This window comes from Alicyclobacillus acidiphilus NBRC 100859, assembly GCF_001544355.1.
In the GTDB taxonomy this organism is placed as follows: domain Bacteria; phylum Bacillota; class Bacilli; order Alicyclobacillales; family Alicyclobacillaceae; genus Alicyclobacillus; species Alicyclobacillus acidiphilus.
Window position 1 is genome coordinate 25909 of record NZ_BCQI01000025.1, and the last position, 16858, is coordinate 42766.

Sequence of the window (16858 nt, forward strand, 5' to 3'; positions counted from 1 at the left end):
GGAGATAGATTTTCCCACTCTCCTCGCTTCTTGAAAAAGGGGTGTGGTCCATGCGGTATTTTCTCAATCGCATCGGGTTCCTGATTTTGTCCTTGTGGGCCGCGGTAACGTTGAACTTTATCCTGCCCAGGCTCATGCCGGGCAATCCGGCTCAGGCGATGATTGCGAAACAAGCGGGAAACATCAATCCAACGGCGTTGAAAGCGATTGAGCAACAGTTGGGTCTCTCTCACGGTCCTTTGTATCAGCAGTATTTTCAGTACTTGGGCAATCTGCTGACGGGACACTGGGGCGATTCATTCCAATACTTTCCGACTCCTGTCGTTAGTATTATTGGAAGTAGCTTGCCTTGGACGATTATTCTTCTCGGAGCCGTCACCATTATCGCGGTCGTCGTCGGTACCTTGGTCGGTATCCTGATTGCTTGGCGGCGCGGCGGTGTGGCGGACAACGTGATCCCGGTCGCTACCATGTTTGGTCAAGCCATCCCAAGTTTCTGGCTCGGCCTCATCTGTATCTATTTCTTCGCGTTCATTCACCACTGGTTCCCGTTGGCGCACGGTTCTTCAGATTCGGTGAATCAAGGCTACAACTGGCCATTTATTTCAAGCGCCATCTACCACAGTTTGCTTCCGGCGTTTGTCGTCTTCGTTGGCAGCATCAGCGGCTGGATCATCGGCATGCGCAACAACATGATGACGACACTTGGCGAAGATTACGTCGTGTTCGCAGAAGCAAAGGGCGTATCGACGCGCCGCTTGATTTTCTCGTATGCGGCTCGCAACGCGCTGCTGCCACAGTTGACCTCGCTTGCCATCGCGTTGTCGCAGATTATCAGTGGTCAGATTTTGATTGAACAGGTCTTCTCGTATCCTGGTATCGGTTATGGATTGACCAATGCCGTATCGAGTGAAGACTATCCGCTGATCCAAGGCATGTTCCTGATTATCGCCGTGACCGCGCTGGTCATCAATTTCATCGTGGATATGCTGTATGGACGTTTGGATCCGCGGGTTAGAAGGAGAGGTGCAACGTCGTGAGCGCACAAACGACGATTTCAAACGCGCCAGTGGCCGCAGTCAGAAAGAAGCGCAAAACTTCCGCTTTGCGCACGTTTGTCAAAAATCCCAAGGCTTTAATCGGTGCGATTATCTTTTTGCTATTCGTAGTGGTTGCGGTATTTGCTCCGCTGATTGCGCCGTATAATCCGTCTGCAACCGATTTCAACATGTTGGCTCCGCCGAGTGCGGCGCACCCGTTTGGCACCACCAGCCTCGGGCAGGATGTTTTCTCGCAGTTTATCATGGGTACGCGCGTGACCATGATCGTGGGTATCGGCGCGGGATTGCTTAGCACAGTGATTGCGATCCTGATTGGTGTCACGGCAGGTTATCTTGGCGGAGTCGCCGACTCGATTCTCAATGCGATATGTAACATCTTCCTGGTTATGCCAGGGTTGGCCTTGCTCATCATCATCGAGTCGTACGTGAACAACTCGACTCCGTACATGAACGGTTTGATCATCGCCTTGACCGGTTGGGCGTGGGGCGCTCGCGTCATGCGTTCGATGGCCATGACCATCGCCAGCCGCGACTACATCGCTGCGGCCCGGTTGTCTGGCGCGTCGACGTTACGAATTATCGTCTTTGAGATTGTTCCAAACATGACGTCTGTTATCGCCTCGAACGTGATGTACGCTTGTCTGAGCGCTTTGTTGGCCGAATCTGGACTTGCGTACTTAGGATACGAAAATGTGGCTTCCACGAGTTGGGGCACCATGCTGTATTGGTCTTCGCAAAACGGTGCGATGATCAGCGGAGCATGGTGGTGGTTCGTACCTCCGGGTCTCGGCATCGCCCTGCTCGGCACGAGCTTCGCGCTGATGAACTTCGGCATCGACCAAGTGACGAACCCGCGCTTGCGCACATCCCGCAACAAGCGCGATATGAAGAAGCTGATGAAAGAGCTTAGCCAAAAGGGAGGTGTCGCATAATGGCCGATAACAACCAGCCAGTTCTCGAAATTGAGGATTTGTCGGTGGCATATGTTACCCCCAGCGGTTTGGTGAGCGCTGTGAACGATGTCAATCTGTCGATTTACCCAGGCGAGATCGTCGGCCTGATTGGCGAATCTGGTTCCGGGAAGTCGACGATGGCGTACACCATCATGCGACTGCTGAAAGGCGACGCGATTGTGACGAAAGGTCGAGTGAAAATCCTTGGCCAAGACATCTATAAGATGTCGAGGAAGGAACTGCGGGAGTTTCGCTGGGACAAAATGTCGATGGTGTTTCAAAGCGCGATGAGCGCGTTGAACCCAGTCATGACCGTCGAGACCCAGATTGTCGACGCGTTGCAGGCTCACCGGAAAGGGATGTCCTACCGGGAGGCCGTCGCTCGAGCTGAGGAATTGATGGATCTCGTTCGGATCGACCGGAAGCATCTGAAGAGCTACCCTCATGAACTGTCCGGCGGCATGCGCCAACGCGTGGTTATCGCCATCGCGATCGCGCTCGAACCGTCCTTGGTCATCATGGACGAGCCGACGACGGCGCTCGACGTCGTGGTGCAGCGGTCCATTCTCGACGAGATCAAGAAGATCCAGGAGCAAGTTGGATTTGCCATTATGTTCGTAAGCCACGACTTCAGCTTGGTTGCGGAGCTTGCGTCGCGTGTTGCCATCATGTACGCGGGACGTCTCATCGAGATAACCCCGAGTGAGCTCTTGCATCTGGGCGAGAAGCACCATCCATACACGGAAGGTCTGCTGAGAGCGATTCCAGAGCTGACCGCAGACGAAGTAACGATTCAAGGTATTCCCGGTTATCCGCCAGACCTTCAGGATCTGCCGTCGGGGTGCGCATTCCATCCTCGCTGTCCGTACGCGACGGATATTTGCCGCCAAGTTCGTCCGCAGAAGCTGAAAGTCGAAGAGAAGCTCATCGAGTGCCACTTGTTTAGCGAAAAGGAGGCGGTCGAACATGTCTAAGGGGCCGCTTTTGGAAGTCAAGGATCTCGTCGTTCATTTTCCGATTGGCAAGGGACAATTTGTCCGCCCGGTCGATCACGTCAGTTTCTCCATCAACGAGGGTGAAGTGCTTTCGTTGGTGGGCGAGTCGGGCAGTGGGAAGTCGACGATTGGCAAGGCTCTGGTACGGATGATTGAGCCGGCTGAGGGTTCGATTCTTGTTGGCGATCGCGACGTCGCTCACATTCGCGGCCGCGAGATTATGGCATACCGCCGCGATGCGCAGATGGTCTTTCAGGATCCGTTCGGCTCGCTGAACCCCACGCGTACGATTGAGCAACATTTGGCGTTTCCGATCCGGAAGCACCGGACGAATCGGAGCGTCAGCGTCGATAAGCAAATCGACGAACTGCTTGAAAAGGTCGGGTTGACGCCAGTTTCCGAGACTCGTCGAAAGTTTCCGCACGAGTTGTCGGGCGGGCAGCGGCAGCGTGTCGCAATCGCGCGGGCGCTTGCTGTCAATCCGAAATTCATCGTTGCGGACGAGCCGATTTCGATGCTGGACGTGTCGATTCGAGCAGGCATTTTGCGGTTGATGAACGATCTTCGCCGTGATTTGAATATCGGATTCCTCTACATCACGCACGATTTGGCGTCCGCCCGTTACATCGGCAACCGAATCATGGTGCTGTATGGCGGTAAGGTGATGGAGACGGCGGAATCCGGCGAACTGATTAAGTATCCTACACATCCGTATACACGCCTGCTGTTGACGGCGACACCTGGCAATCGCCAGCGTGGACCACTGCCGGAGACAAGCAACAGTGCGCCAAATTTGCTCGAGGGCCGTGTTGGTTGCCCATTTGCCAATCGCTGTCCGCTGGTTTCGGACGTGTGCCGTACGCAGGATCCGCCATTGGTCGAAACGAGCGCAGGGCATTCGGTCGCGTGTCACCATCCAGCGTGACAGGCATTGGGGACAGCTGGAGATAGGGATCAAGCCGTCGGGATGTCCACACAGTTCGACGTTCAGATATGTTGACGGCCTAAGGGGGATTCTGTGATGACGGGAAAGCGTCAATTTCCGGACGATTTTATTTGGGGAGCTGCCACTGCTTCCTACCAAATTGAAGGTGCGGCGAACGAAGGTGGCCGTGGTCCTTCCATATGGGACACGTTCTCGAAGACACCTGGCAAGGTTCTTCTCGGTCATACGGGCGATGTAGCGTGCGATCACTTTCATCGTTACGAATCGGATGTCAAGCTGATGGCCGATTTGGGTATCAAGTCGTACCGCTTTTCTCTGGCATGGCCTCGTGTGATGCCTGAAAAGGGACGTTATCTCGAGAGCGGTTTTGATTTCTACAAGCGACTGATTGAGCAGCTTCACAAACACGGAATTACCCCGGCGGCGACCATCTACCACTGGGACCTGCCGCAGTGGATCGAGGACGAGGGCGGTTGGTCGAACCGTGCTGTCGTCGATTACTACAAGGAATTCGCCGAACAAGCGTTCAAGGCCTTGGGCGACGACGTTCCATTCTGGATTACGCACAATGAACCATGGTGCGCGTCGCTGCTTAGCTACGGCATTGGCGAACACGCGCCGGGTCTGAAGGATTGGCGTCGAGCGTACCGCGCCGCCCACCACATTTTGCTGTCGCACGGCGAAGCCGTGAAGCTTTATCGGGAGTTGGGATTGAAAGGACAGATTGGCATCACGCTCAATCTGACCCCGGCGTATCCGGCGAGCGATTCGCCAGAAGACATCGCGGCACAGCAGCGACAGGATGCGTTCTCGAATCGCTGGTTCCTGGATCCCATCTTTAAAGGTGAGTACCCAGCTGATTTCATGCCGCGCGTGGAACGGTTTTGCGGCGATTTGAACGTCATTCAGCCAGGGGATATGGAGACCATATCCGTCCCTCAGGACTTCTTGGGTATCAATTTCTACACGCGATCCGTCGTGAAAGACGATCCTGCCGATGACTCGTTGATTTCTGTGCACGGTGTGCCGACAGACAATCCCGTCACAGACATGGGCTGGGAGATCTATCCCGACGCCTTGTACGACCTGTTGCATCGACTGAAGAACGAATACACCGATCTGCCAATCTATATCACGGAAAACGGCGCAGCGAACGCCGACGCCATCGTGAATGGGGAAGTAGAGGATACGCCGCGGATCGATTATGTTCGCCAGCACTTGGACGCAGCGCACCGCTTCATTCAAGAGGGTGGAAATTTGAAAGGGTACTACTTGTGGTCTCTGATGGACAACTTCGAGTGGGCTTTCGGGTACACCAAGCGGTTTGGCATTATCTACGTCGACTACGAAACACAGGTAAGGACGCCGAAGGCCAGTTTCCACTGGTATCGGCAAGTGATTGAGAACAACGGTTTGACCGACTGAACCTAAAAGCGAGGATAAACGCACCAAGGTGCGCCATCCTCGCTATTTTGTCTTACGACGGCAATCAGCCTTCCTACGCATGCCCGGCAGCCGAGTTCGCTTACATGGCCATTCGCTCTTCTCGGAAGTAGCCAAGCGACATTAACGCGTTGACGACCGACTCCGTCATTTCGGTGAGCTTTTCGTCGGGGATGCCAAGTGATTTGAGCCGAAGTTCGAGATAGATTTTATACTCGTCCAGGTCACTGTTCGACATCTCACCCAACCCCCTATAGTCTAGTTCGATCATACCCTCGGATGAGCTCGAATGCCGTCGAATGGTGTATGTCACACATGTTTCACAAAGTCCGGCGGCGATGATCGAACCCCGAAACGCCATCACCCGCCCTCGCATCGAATCTGGCACGAGCCGTTGGACGACGGTGCGCGCCAACGGTCCGTAGCCTGCAAACACAGCGCCCGCAGATGCCAGGGAGAGATATGCGGCGACTCGGCCGTGGAACCAGAGGAGCGAAGCGTCTCCTGACAATTGTCTGTGCGCATAGATTGGCAATGATATTTCGAGTTGGCCGCAGGCTGCATTCAACGCGAACGCAGCGACCGTGATCACCCACACCGGTTTGCATCGATAGAGCGTCAGCAAGGCCGTTCGAACGTCCAGCCACAAAGCGGCAAGGCTGCGACGATCCGAATCCACACGCACCTCGATGTATGTGCTCCAGGTGCAGGGACCGGATGCAAAGCGACGAGACCCAAAATGTCGCGGCGTCCATTGCGGCGGTTGAGGCAAACCCCCACTTGGCCATGCAGAAGCCGCTGCAGATTGGGGCGCCGAGCGACGCCCCTGCCAAATGGTCTCCATCAAGGCATTGGCCTGGCCCAGGGCCTGGTTCGGCACGACGCGCGGCAACAGGACCATGGAGCCGATTGTGGTGAACGGTGTCAGGCATCCAATGACACAGACCATCCCAAAGAGCGTCGACTTGGACAATAGGTGCAGCAGGCTGAGCGCGGCAAGCCGCGTGAAGGCGGTACCAAGCCCGCATGCCGCGAGCCAGAGCAACGTTTTGGGAGGATGCCGATCAAACAGCGAGCCTGCGCCGGAGCCGACGATGACATTCGACAAACCGTAGACGAGACTGACCGTCCCAACAGCGGACGGCGTTGGGAAATGAATCGTCGCAAACCAAAGCAGGCCAATTTAGCCAACTTGGTCACCGAAGGCGGATATGCCGCAAGTTGGACTATATGCGGCCATCGCCGATCCTCCTCTTGGAATTGGATCCTGACATATACAGTTCGACGACATTGTGGTATGTCCTTTTTCTGTGACACGCGGCACGCTTACAGGCCCCACATTCTACGCGCGTCCTCCATTGACTTGCCAGGTGTCTTCCCCCAGGCGTAATGTCCCTTTGGGCGCCGTCCAATCCAACGTTCGTCGACTGGCTCCGCCGCCAGTTGGTAGCGTGTGTCTGAACTGATTCGATAGCGGTTGGTCGTGTTGATCAAGGAAGCGTGAAGCATGAACATCCCGAAGATGATCACATCGCCCGCGGAAAAATTCGTCGTAGCCCACTTGCCGCCAAATTTCTCGACAATGTCAACCGGGTCTTTGGAAAGCCAGCCGTCGATCACGTTGTCGCGATCGACATCCAGCTGCCCGTAGGTCGCTTTGACTTTTGCAAAATGCTGCGATCCCAAACACATCGCCAAAGTTCCTTGCTCCATTGGAATATCGTCCATTGGCGTCCACATGGTATAGACGTTCTTCGTACCTCTGCCCATGTACACGATGTCGTAGTGGGCGCCTGTGCTGCCGCCGTGCCCGACAGCACGCGGCCACTTGTAGTCGTAGGTCAGCACGGGGCCGCCCAATAAACGGGTGAAGAAATCCATGACCCGGTCAGAGTTCACGACTTGAAGAAACGCGGGGAAGCGATCTTGAAGTTCCTCTGCGCCGCCGCCCCACATGGCGGATTTGTTGCTTTGGCCAATCACGCCCTGCTCCACTGGAAAAGCGGGATCCAATCTGCCCATCTCGTGGAGGGCTTGCAAGAATTCGGCTTTCGCGTTGAGGACCAGGTCGCGATCGTGAAAGTTTCGTATCAACAGATACCCGTCTTCCTGAAGCCGGCCTCGAAGCGCCGTCCAGTCGTCGATCACGTCGTTTGAATCGCGTAGTTCGGTAAGGTATTTTCCGCCCATTTCAAGCTGATGCTCTCCAAATTGCACATTCACGCTTGTCACCGTCCTTGGAATGTTGTGGTTTGTGCCGATGCATGGATCGTAGTTCGCGAACCTTCTTGGAGGAATGAATAGGAATCCCAGGTCATGTACCTGCGTACATTTCATCCGAAGCGTTACGGTGTTGCATATGGCTTTATGAACATGGCCAACGAGGGGGGATGACGTTGGACTATTTGAATATTCCATACGAGTTGCCCGATCCATTTGAGCTTCCGCTGACTAGGTTGATTTCGATATGGAAAGTGGAAGCGAACGACTCGTACCAGTGTTCGCAGACGAAAGGTTTCGCGACGCCTGGGATGTTCTTGACGTTTGCCGGTCGCGGTGAGTTTTTTCTCAGGCGGGATCGACAGAGGCACGTGTTGGAAGAGGGGAGCTGCTTCATCGTTGAGGCGAATGAACCATGCAGTTATGGTTGCCCAAAGGACAGCGGCTGGAGCTTCTATTTTATCCACATGAGTGACTTGGACATGGTTGGGCATTTGTCGATTCCAATCCACGAGGTCGCGCGAATGTCGAATCAAGTGCGCATCAAGCGTTTGTGTGAACGGCTGATCTGCGCGCTTATGGTGCGAACGAGAGCGAACATGTATGAAAGTATGCGACTGCTCCACGCCATCCTGATCGCCTTGTCGACAGAACACGCCGCGTGGAAGCCCATCCAAATTCAGCATCACGACATCACACCAGCCTTGCTGTGGATGCATCAGAACATCGAACAACCATTGAATGTGAACGATTTGATTCGGCTGTGCCGCGTGTCACGAACAACTTTTTACCAGTCGTTCAGAGCGGTGACTGGGGACACTCCGTCGCGGTACTTTTACAAATTGAAACTTGAATCCGCACGCATGTCACTGTTGAATAGTCAACAATCTCTCAGGCAGATTGCATCGCGGTTGAACTTCAGCGACGAATTCCACCTATCCGTACAATTCAAGAAAACCTACGGCGTGAGTCCAAGCAGGTATCGCAACGTGGGCATGGCTTGGGAATGATGCTCGGCGAAAGACCCGCAATACCGCGACGGAAACAAACCATGCATGATAGAAACAAACCATATGTACATCGCTGTCCAGCCGGTCCTTCCATTTGCTTCATCCCTTTCGTATCTCCACATCTGTAAGTGTGCCTGATGGAGCAAGCATATCTTTTGATGCATGCCGGAGATGTCTACAGTAACACGTTTGTGTTAAAATTAACACGATTCATGATGAGGATTGCGACAGGATGGTGCTCGGCTTGGCGACGATGGCAGATGTGGCGAAATTGGCTGGTGTTTCCGTGATGACGGTTTCGAGAATTATCAGCGGGAGCGGGAAAGTGAAAGAATCGACGCGCAAAAAAGTTCTGCGCGCCATGGAACAGGTGAATTACATTCCGAAAGGCTACACGAGGCAGATCATTCAACATGAAATCAGCACGCTGGTACTGATTGTGCCTGATATCACGAATCCGTTTTTCACGTTCATCGCCCGCGGGATGGAAGACGTGGCAAAGAAACACGATTATCGAGTGTTTTTGGCGAATACCGACGAAAATCTCAACAAGGAAAAGCAGTACATTCAGATGAGTATTGAGTTTCACGCTGATGGCGTGCTGATTGCTCCAGTAGGGGACGACTCGAAGTCAAACCTGGAGTTGTTGGAGAAAGAGGAAATCCCATTTGTGCTGCTCGATCGAGACGTAGAAGGCATCCATGTTGACTTGGTGAAAAGCGACATTGTTGGATCGTCGAAAGCGTTGGTTGAACACCTCATCTCGCTTGGACATCGGCGTATCGCCATTGTGACGGGACCTTCGAATAACGCCGCCAGTCGGGAGCGCCTTGAAGGTTATCGTCAGGCCATGGCACTGCACAACTGCCCATATTCGGAGGCGTGGATCCAGCATTCGTCCATGACGCGGGACAGTGATCCAAAATTTATCGATGAACTCCTGAAACTCGACGAGCCGCCCACCGCACTGTTCGTCGCCAACATGTTTCAATATGCGCACGCAATCAACCGCTTAACGGAGCTGGGGTTGCGGGTTCCTGAGGACATGAGCATCGTGGGCTTTGGCAACTCGGATTACCTCGCCGCGGTGGATTCGGCTTTTACATGTGCCGTTCAACCGACGTACAGCTTCGGATCGCTCGGGACACAAATGCTCATCGAAAGAATTGAGGGGCTTCGGGAGGGACCGCGCCGGATTGTGTTGGAAGCGAATCGGGTCATTCGCCGTTCGACAGCGCCGCTTCGTTCATAAATTCGAAGTCATCAATGTTTAAATTAACATTGACACATGAAACGAATTAACTTCATACTATGTTATATAGTTCATATGAAAGCGCTTTTATTTGTTTCGAGAGAGGAGTGAGTGTCTTCTCCGGTATACATGGATGCGCTGTCATCATGCTGAAGAGAAATCATCATTCGAGACGGAAAGGTGGAAAAGGGCATGACTGAGACAAGTGCCGCAGTGTCTGACGCCGCAGATTCGAAACCAGGCGCCGGGTACATTACGGTCGTTGTCATCATCGCTTCACTCGGAGGCTTGTTGTTTGGTTACGACACGGGCGTCATTTCGGGCGCAAATGGTTTTTTGCAAACGGAGTTTCACATGTCGACTGCGATGACGGGGCTGGTTTCGAGCAGTATCGACCTTGGTGCGATGCTCGGTGTTCTGATTGCCGGCTTGTTGGGGGATAAATTAGGGCGCAAGAAAGCCCTGTTGATCGCTGGGCTGACATTCATCTTGTGCAGTATGCTCACGGCGTTTGCCAACGGTGTATGGGTGCTCGTCATCGGAAGGTTTTGCGGAGGGATTGGTATTGGTCTGGCTTCTTTGTTGTCTCCGCTCTACATCGCCGAGATTGCGCCTGCTAAGATTCGAGGTCGTCTGGTGGCCTCCAACCAATTAGCGATTGTTAGCGGCATTTTTATTGTCTACTTCGTCAACGCGGCCATCGTCAGCACGCATACTGCGGCCTGGAACCAGACGACGGGCTGGCGCTGGATGTTTGGTATGGGTATCATCCCAGGTCTCATTTTCTTCTTCTTGCTCTTTTTCGTACCCGAAAGTCCAAGGTATCTGGTGACCCGGGGCAACGAGCAGGGAGCGCTGTCGATTCTCAATCGCGTCAGAGACCGGAAGTCTGCCCAAACCGAATTGCAGGATATCCGTGCATCGATTCAGGAGGTGCCGGATTCGTTCTGGAAAGAGGTTTTCAGTCCCGGCATCCGCAAGGCCCTCTTCATTGGCGTCCTGCTTGCCGTTTTCCAACAATTCACCGGGACCAACGCCGTTGGCTACTATGCACCGATGATCTTTAAAGCAGCAGGGGCCGGAGCGAACGCTTCTTTCTACGATACGGTCATTGTGGGCGCCATCAAAGTGGTGTTTGTCATTGTCCTGATGCTGATTGTCGATCGCATTGGTAGAAAGCGCTTACTGGTGTGGAATGGCTGGTTCATGGCCCTCTTCCTGGTCGTGCTTGGCATTGCGTTCGCCATGCCGCATATGCTCACGTGGCTGGTTCTGGCACTTGTCTTCCTTCACACCATTGCGTATGAGCTGTCTTGGGGCGGCGGGGTCTGGATTGTTCTCTCCGAAATTTATCCGACCAGCATTCGCGGCAGGGCCATGTCGATCGCGTCGTTTGCGCTTTGGTTTGCGACCTACTTAGTTGCGCAGTTTTTCCCCATCCTGCTCAAGGCAATTGGCGGGACCTGGACGTTCTGGATCTTCGCGGTGTTCTGCATCGTGATGGCTGTCTTCATGCAGAGGGTGGCGCCGGAAACGAGCAAGAAGACCATGGAACGGATTCAGGCGGACTGGCTGCACCAAAGTGACGCCTCCATTGGCAAATAACATCCGTGGAAGATGTTTCTGCAGAAACATCGGGGACATGCGGCCGCAAAACAGGTGGCCGCATTTCTTAACAGCAGAATGTTTGTATAATGAATTGATTATCGTATCTATAGTGTTATATTTAACAGTGAGACCTGCAGATGAGATGGGATGAGATCATGGGGACAGTAAGAGCGCTGCGCATTCATGAAAGCGATAACGTGCTGATTGCCGTGGAATCTGTCGCTGCTGGCGACACCGTCGTGTTTGCGGGCGGAGCCATACAGGCGCTGGAGGCGGTTCCGCGTGGGCACAAAATCAGTCTTACAGACCTGGCCGAAGGAGAACCGGTCATCAAGTACGGGTATCCGATTGGACACGCCACAGCGTCGATTGCCAAGGGTAGCTGGGTGCACACGCATAATGTGAGGACCAATCTAAGTGGAAAGGAAATCTACCGCTACGAGCCCGTGGCGAGGCGTGCCCTGGTCGGGAATCCGGATCTGCCAACGTCGTTTGAGGGCTATGTGCGTGAGAACGGCGAGGTCGGGATTCGGAACGAAATTTGGATTCTGAACACCGTCGGTTGTGTGAATAAAACAGCGGAAACGCTGGCGAGGATGGCAGACACAGAATTCCGCGGCGACGGGATTGACGGCGTCTATCATTTTGCGCACCCCTATGGCTGCTCTCAACTGGGCGATGATTTGAAGTATACGCAGCAGGCGTTGGCTGGACTGGCACGGCATCCGAATGCTGCTGGCGTCCTCGTGATTGGGCTTGGGTGTGAGAACAACCGAATTCAGGCGTTTCGTGCCTGCCTGGAAGGGATACCTGAAGAAAAAATTCGTTTCCTGTCGCTTCAGGAAGTGGAGGATGAGTACGAGGAAGGCATGCGGCTGCTTCGTGAACTGGCCGCCTATGCGCGGACCTTTGTACGGGAGTCGGTCCCGCTGGCCCGGCTCAAAGTCGGATTGAAGTGCGGCGGATCCGATGGATTCTCCGGGATTACGGCCAACCCGTTGGTCGGAGCCGTGTCCGATTTGGTGGTGGCGAATGGAGGCACTTCACTCCTGACCGAGGTGCCGGAGATGTTTGGCGCGGAAACGATTCTTATGAACCGCGCGGCGAATGAAGCTGTATTTGGCAAGGTTGTGTCGTTGATCGACGACTTTAAGGACTACTACACGCGTCACGGTCAAGTCATTTACGAGAACCCTTCACCAGGCAATAAGGACGGCGGTATCACGACGCTGGAAGAAAAGTCGCTGGGGTGCATTCAAAAGGGGGGCACTGCGGCGGTGGTCGACGTGTTGCCCTATGGGGCCCCATCGACCCAACCTGGACTCAGCCTCGTACAATCGCCAGGCAATGACATGGTATCGGTGACCGCGTTGACGGCCGCAGGGGCGCACCTGATTCTATTTACCACCGGGCGAGGTACGCCGATGGGTGCGGCCGTCCCGACCCTGAAAATTTCGACGAACACGAGCCTGTTCGAGAAGAAGAAGAACTGGATTGATTTCAATGCCGGCGGTTTGGTTGAGGGTGAAGACAAAGCTGAGCTCGCAGTCTCGCTGTATCGAATGGTCATTGATGTCGCTTCCGGCCGCATGAAAACCAGAAATGAACAGAATGGGTTTCGTGAAATCGCGATCTTCAAGGACGGTGTGACGCTGTGACTGTCCTGCTGACGCGAGACCACTGTCCAGATCAAGCGCTGTTGCAATTGCCGGATCGGGTGATTCAGATTGGCGAGGGGAATTTTCTCCGCGGTTTTGTCGACTGGATGATCCACCAACTGAACAAACACCAGCTGTTTTGCGGTCGGATTGTGGTGGTTGCGCCACGGCCCACCGGACGAGCGAATATTGAGCGCTTGAATGCGCAGGACGGCTTGTTTACCGTTTGGCTCCGCGGCGTTCGGGAAGGCGTCAAGGTCGATGAGCGGGACATCGTGTCGTCTGTGAGCCGCGGGATCGACCCGTATCAACAATGGGACGAATTTCTCGCCTGTGCGGAGAATCCAACCATCGAAATTGTCGTGTCCAATACGACGGAATCGGGGATCCAATACATCCGTGAGGACTATCAGGAAGGCGTGCCTCTGCAGTCTTTTCCGGGCAAGTTAACCGCCTACTTGCTCCACAGATACAACCACTTCCAAGGGGCGGCAACGGCTGGCATGACCATCGTGCCTTGTGAACTGCTGGACGATAACGGGGATCGGCTGCGTGACGTGGTGTTGCAGCATGCGCGGGACTGGGGACTGCCAGCCGCGTTTCGCGAGTGGGTTCAGCAGCACAACCACTTCTGCAATACCTTGGTCGATCGCATTGTGACTGGCTTCCCTACGGGTGACGACGCACACGAATTGCTGGCGCAACTGCCGTATCGCGATGCGCTTGTCACGGTGGGAGAACCGTTTCACCTGTGGGTGGTTGAAGCCGATGAACGCCTGCGCACGCTTTGGCCGTTCGAGCAAATCGGGTTGAATGTGGCTTATGTCTCGGATATTCGGCCCTATCGCACCCAGAAAGTCCGGATCTTAAACGGCTTGCATACGGCGATGTGTGCAGCCGGTATGTTACTGGGCGTACAGACGGTCAGGGAGGCCGTGAACCATCCGGTCGTCGGACCGTTTGTCCACAGAATGCTGGACGAAGAAATTGTTCCAACCTTACTGGCCAGTCGGGTCGTGTCTGACCGAAGCGGGATCGAACAGTTCGCGGCGGCTGTCTTTGACCGGTTCGAGAACCCGTTTATCCGTCACGAGCTGAAATCCATCGCTTTGAATGGTCTGTCGAAAATCCGGGTGCGCCTGTTGCCCACCGTCACGGAGTTCCACAGGCATTCTGGCCGCATCCCTGTCCTTTTGACGGCCGCCTTTGCGACACAGCTTCTTTTTTACCGTGAAGCGGCCGGAGCGCAGGAAGTACAGGACGACCCAGCGCTGCTTGAAAGGGTTTCAGCGATTTGGCGCAGTGAACCGGACATCGGCCTGCGGCCAGTTGTCGAAAAGCTGCTTGGCGATCCCGCCCTGTGGGGGGAGGACCTGAATCAAATCGACGGGTTTTGCGAAGCCGTCGTCGACTTCATGATGCAAACTCGGGCACACGGACTGGAAACCGCGTTGGAGTCTCTGGTGTCTACCGTGAGGCAGACGTCAACATGACGGCCACGCGTGCTTCGGATCGATCTCCATTCCGCGTCGAGCCGGTTCTGAAACATGTCGAGGATGCGCAAGCAGCCAAGAGATCATCTGGTTGAATGCAGTACGAAAAACCTATGACAGGGAGGAGCATTCATATGAAAACATTTCTCGACCATGACTTTCTGTTGTCCAATGCGACGGCCGCAGCGCTGTATGAGCAGTACGCGAAGGATATGCCGATCATCGACTACCACTGTCATATCAGTCCCGAGCAAATCTATCGGAACACACCGTTTCGCAATATCACAGATGTCTGGCTTGGCGGAGACCACTACAAGTGGCGCCTGATGCGCGCCAATGGCGTCGATGAAGCCTTCATCACGGGCGATGCCAGTGACTACGATAAGTTCATGGCGTGGGCCAAGACGGTGCCGATGACCATCGGCAACCCGCTGTATCACTGGTCGCACATGGAACTGCGCCGGTTTTTCGGAATCGACACCCTGCTTGACGAAACCACTGCGCCGGAGATTTGGGAAAAGACCAATGCAATGCTACAGTCAGACGGGTTCCGTCCCCGGGACTTCATCACCAAATCCAACGTCGAAGTCGTCTGCACCACCGACGATCCAGCCGACACGCTGGAGTATCACGTGAAACTCAAAGATGATAAGACGTTTCCCGTTAAGGTCGTCCCTGCGTTCCGTCCCGACAAAGCCCTGCGCATCACCGCAGACACCTTCGTTCCTTGGCTTCGCCAGATGGAGGAGACCAGCGGTCGTTCGATCACGGATTATGCCGCGTTGTTGGACGCACTTACAGCGCGGGCCGAGTTCTTCCATGAAGTAGGCTGTCGCACGTCCGATCACGCGCTGGACACGGTTCCGTATGAACCAACGACGTTTGAAGAAGCGGCAGCGATCTTTCAGAAGGCCATCAGGCACGAGCCCATCAGCTTGTTCGAAGAGAACAAGTATCGGACGTATACGCTTGTCTTTCTCGGCAAATTGTACGCTCGGCTCGGCTGGGTGATGCAATTGCACATGCACGCCGCTCGCAATAACAACACCCGCATGTTCCAAAGCCTCGGTCCGGATACTGGCAATGATGCGATGTACGACGGTCAGTTGGCGTTGTCGTTGGGTCAGTTGCTGGATGCGCTGGAGCAGGAGGATGGGCTGCCAAAGACGATTCTGTATTCGTTGAACCCAAAAGACTTCCCGGTCCTTGCCGCATGGATGGGCAGCTTCCAAGGTGGCGGCATTCCAGGGAAAATGCAACTCGGTGCCGCCTGGTGGTTCAACGACACCAAGGCGGGCATGTTGAATCAAATGCAGGTCCTGGCGGACATCGGGCTCTTGAGCCGGTTCGTCGGTATGCTGACCGATTCGAGAAGCTTCCTGTCGTACCCGCGGCATGAGTACTTCAGGCGGCTGCTCTGTGACTTGTTCGGCCGTTGGGTCGAACAAGGCGAAGCGCCAAACGATATGGAGCTGTTGGGCCGAATCATTCAGGGCATTTGCTACGGCAACGCCAAAGCCTACTTCCAGTTCTCGTGATGCGCGAACGCGTTGCGGGGCCTTACGAGGTGAGTCGTGGGGCCCTTTTTCCGTTACGGCTGTTTGTCGTCAAGTAAAAATACCCGCTTTCATCATCGATATTATGTCTACACCATTTCGAGAAGGGGCAGGGCACTCTATACGGAGAGGCGGGCATGGTAGCCTGGTTGGCTGCCAAAACCCTTGTGGTGGCGGCACTTTGGCTAATCCGTGCCCGTAGAGGCTCCGTGTCAAGTGCCCGGTCATTTACCAGTTGATGACGATTATTCGGGGTAAGTCACCATGGCGAAAGTGGGGATTTTAGGGCGATTAAAAACATACGGCATGGCGGCGCCTGTCACGGCCGGGCGCTTCTGCGGGCGTAAGGGAACTTTTGTCCGCTATGAAGGGACGGCGGCGCCAGCGGCCGGGTGCTTTTGCCGGCATAGCGGAACTTTTGTCCGCTATGAAGGGGCGGCGGCGCCAGCGGCCGGGTGCTCGCGCGGGCGTAAGGGAACTTTTGTCCGCTATGGTGGGGTGGCGGCGCCAGCAGCCGGGCGTTCCCGCGGGCGTAGCGGAACTTTTGTCCGCTATGGTGGGGTGGCGGCGCCAGCGGCCGGGTGCTTTTGCCGGCATAGCGGAACTTTTGTCCGCTATGGTGGGGTGGCGGCGCCAGCGGCCGGGTGCTTTTGCCGGCATAGC

General features: G+C 54.8%; 14 protein-coding genes. 12 read left to right on the plus strand and 2 right to left on the minus strand.

Going from position 1 to position 16858, the window contains the following annotated elements; translation table 11 throughout:
* Positions 1–50: 50 nt before the first annotated feature.
* From AAC01S_RS10680 to AAC01S_RS10700, 5 genes are all read left to right on the plus strand, one after another.
* Positions 51–1040 (plus strand): ABC transporter permease, encoded by a 990-nt coding sequence (locus AAC01S_RS10680; protein WP_067621812.1) that lies wholly within the window; start codon positions 51–53, stop codon positions 1038–1040.
* On the plus strand, positions 1037–1993 hold the full coding sequence (locus AAC01S_RS10685) for an ABC transporter permease (protein ID WP_067621813.1): 957 nt from the start codon (positions 1037–1039) through the stop codon (positions 1991–1993). Before AAC01S_RS10680 ends, AAC01S_RS10685 begins: the two co-directional genes overlap by 4 nt.
* Positions 1993–2988: an ABC transporter ATP-binding protein gene (locus AAC01S_RS10690; RefSeq protein WP_067621814.1), complete on the plus strand. Its 996-nt coding sequence runs from the start codon at positions 1993–1995 to the stop codon at positions 2986–2988. Before AAC01S_RS10685 ends, AAC01S_RS10690 begins: the two co-directional genes overlap by 1 nt.
* Positions 2981–3934: an ABC transporter ATP-binding protein gene (locus AAC01S_RS10695; protein WP_067621815.1), complete on the plus strand. Its 954-nt coding sequence runs from the start codon at positions 2981–2983 to the stop codon at positions 3932–3934. The genes AAC01S_RS10690 and AAC01S_RS10695 overlap by 8 nt, the downstream gene beginning before the upstream one ends.
* A gap of 96 nt (positions 3935–4030) precedes the next feature.
* Complete coding sequence (locus tag AAC01S_RS10700) at positions 4031–5380, plus strand: GH1 family beta-glucosidase (protein WP_067621817.1); 1350 nt, start codon at positions 4031–4033, stop codon at positions 5378–5380.
* Positions 5381–5480: 100 nt separating this feature from the next.
* On the opposite strand, the gene AAC01S_RS10705 is transcribed toward AAC01S_RS10700, so the two are convergent.
* Together AAC01S_RS10705 and AAC01S_RS10710 are read right to left on the minus strand one after the other, a co-directional pair.
* Positions 5481–6506 carry an MFS transporter gene (locus tag AAC01S_RS10705; protein WP_067621819.1) on the minus strand — a complete coding sequence of 342 codons (1026 nt, stop codon included), beginning with the start codon at positions 6504–6506 and terminating at the stop codon, positions 5481–5483.
* Between the two features lie 218 nt (positions 6507–6724).
* Positions 6725–7621: a phytanoyl-CoA dioxygenase family protein gene (locus AAC01S_RS10710; protein WP_067621821.1), complete on the minus strand. Its 897-nt coding sequence runs from the start codon at positions 7619–7621 to the stop codon at positions 6725–6727.
* Positions 7622–7794: 173 nt separating this feature from the next.
* On the opposite strand from AAC01S_RS10710, the gene AAC01S_RS10715 reads away from it, so the two are divergent.
* The 7 genes from AAC01S_RS10715 to AAC01S_RS19720 all read left to right on the plus strand — a co-directional run.
* The gene (locus tag AAC01S_RS10715; RefSeq protein ID WP_067621823.1) at positions 7795–8628 is read left to right on the plus strand and encodes an AraC family transcriptional regulator; all 834 of its coding nucleotides are present in this window, start codon (positions 7795–7797) and stop codon (positions 8626–8628) included.
* Positions 8629–8881: 253 nt separating this feature from the next.
* Positions 8882–9880: a LacI family DNA-binding transcriptional regulator gene (locus AAC01S_RS10720; protein WP_245630178.1), complete on the plus strand. Its 999-nt coding sequence runs from the start codon at positions 8882–8884 to the stop codon at positions 9878–9880.
* 192 nt (positions 9881–10072) lie between these two features.
* A complete protein-coding gene (locus tag AAC01S_RS10725) occupies positions 10073–11485 on the plus strand; it encodes a sugar porter family MFS transporter (RefSeq protein WP_067621825.1) in 1413 nt (470 codons plus the stop codon).
* 158 nt (positions 11486–11643) lie between these two features.
* On the plus strand, positions 11644–13146 hold the full coding sequence (locus AAC01S_RS10730; protein WP_157071136.1) for a UxaA family hydrolase: 1503 nt from the start codon (positions 11644–11646) through the stop codon (positions 13144–13146).
* On the plus strand, positions 13143–14639 hold the full coding sequence (locus AAC01S_RS10735; protein ID WP_067621829.1) for a tagaturonate reductase: 1497 nt from the start codon (positions 13143–13145) through the stop codon (positions 14637–14639). Before AAC01S_RS10730 ends, AAC01S_RS10735 begins: the two co-directional genes overlap by 4 nt.
* A gap of 134 nt (positions 14640–14773) precedes the next feature.
* Entirely contained in the window at positions 14774–16177 is a 1404-nt protein-coding gene (gene uxaC / locus AAC01S_RS10740; RefSeq protein ID WP_067621832.1) for a glucuronate isomerase, read from the plus strand.
* A 499-nt stretch (positions 16178–16676) separates the two neighbouring features.
* Positions 16677–16858, plus strand: a 182-nt coding sequence (locus AAC01S_RS19720) for a hypothetical protein (protein ID WP_217997829.1), incomplete at its 3' end; no start/stop codon positions are given.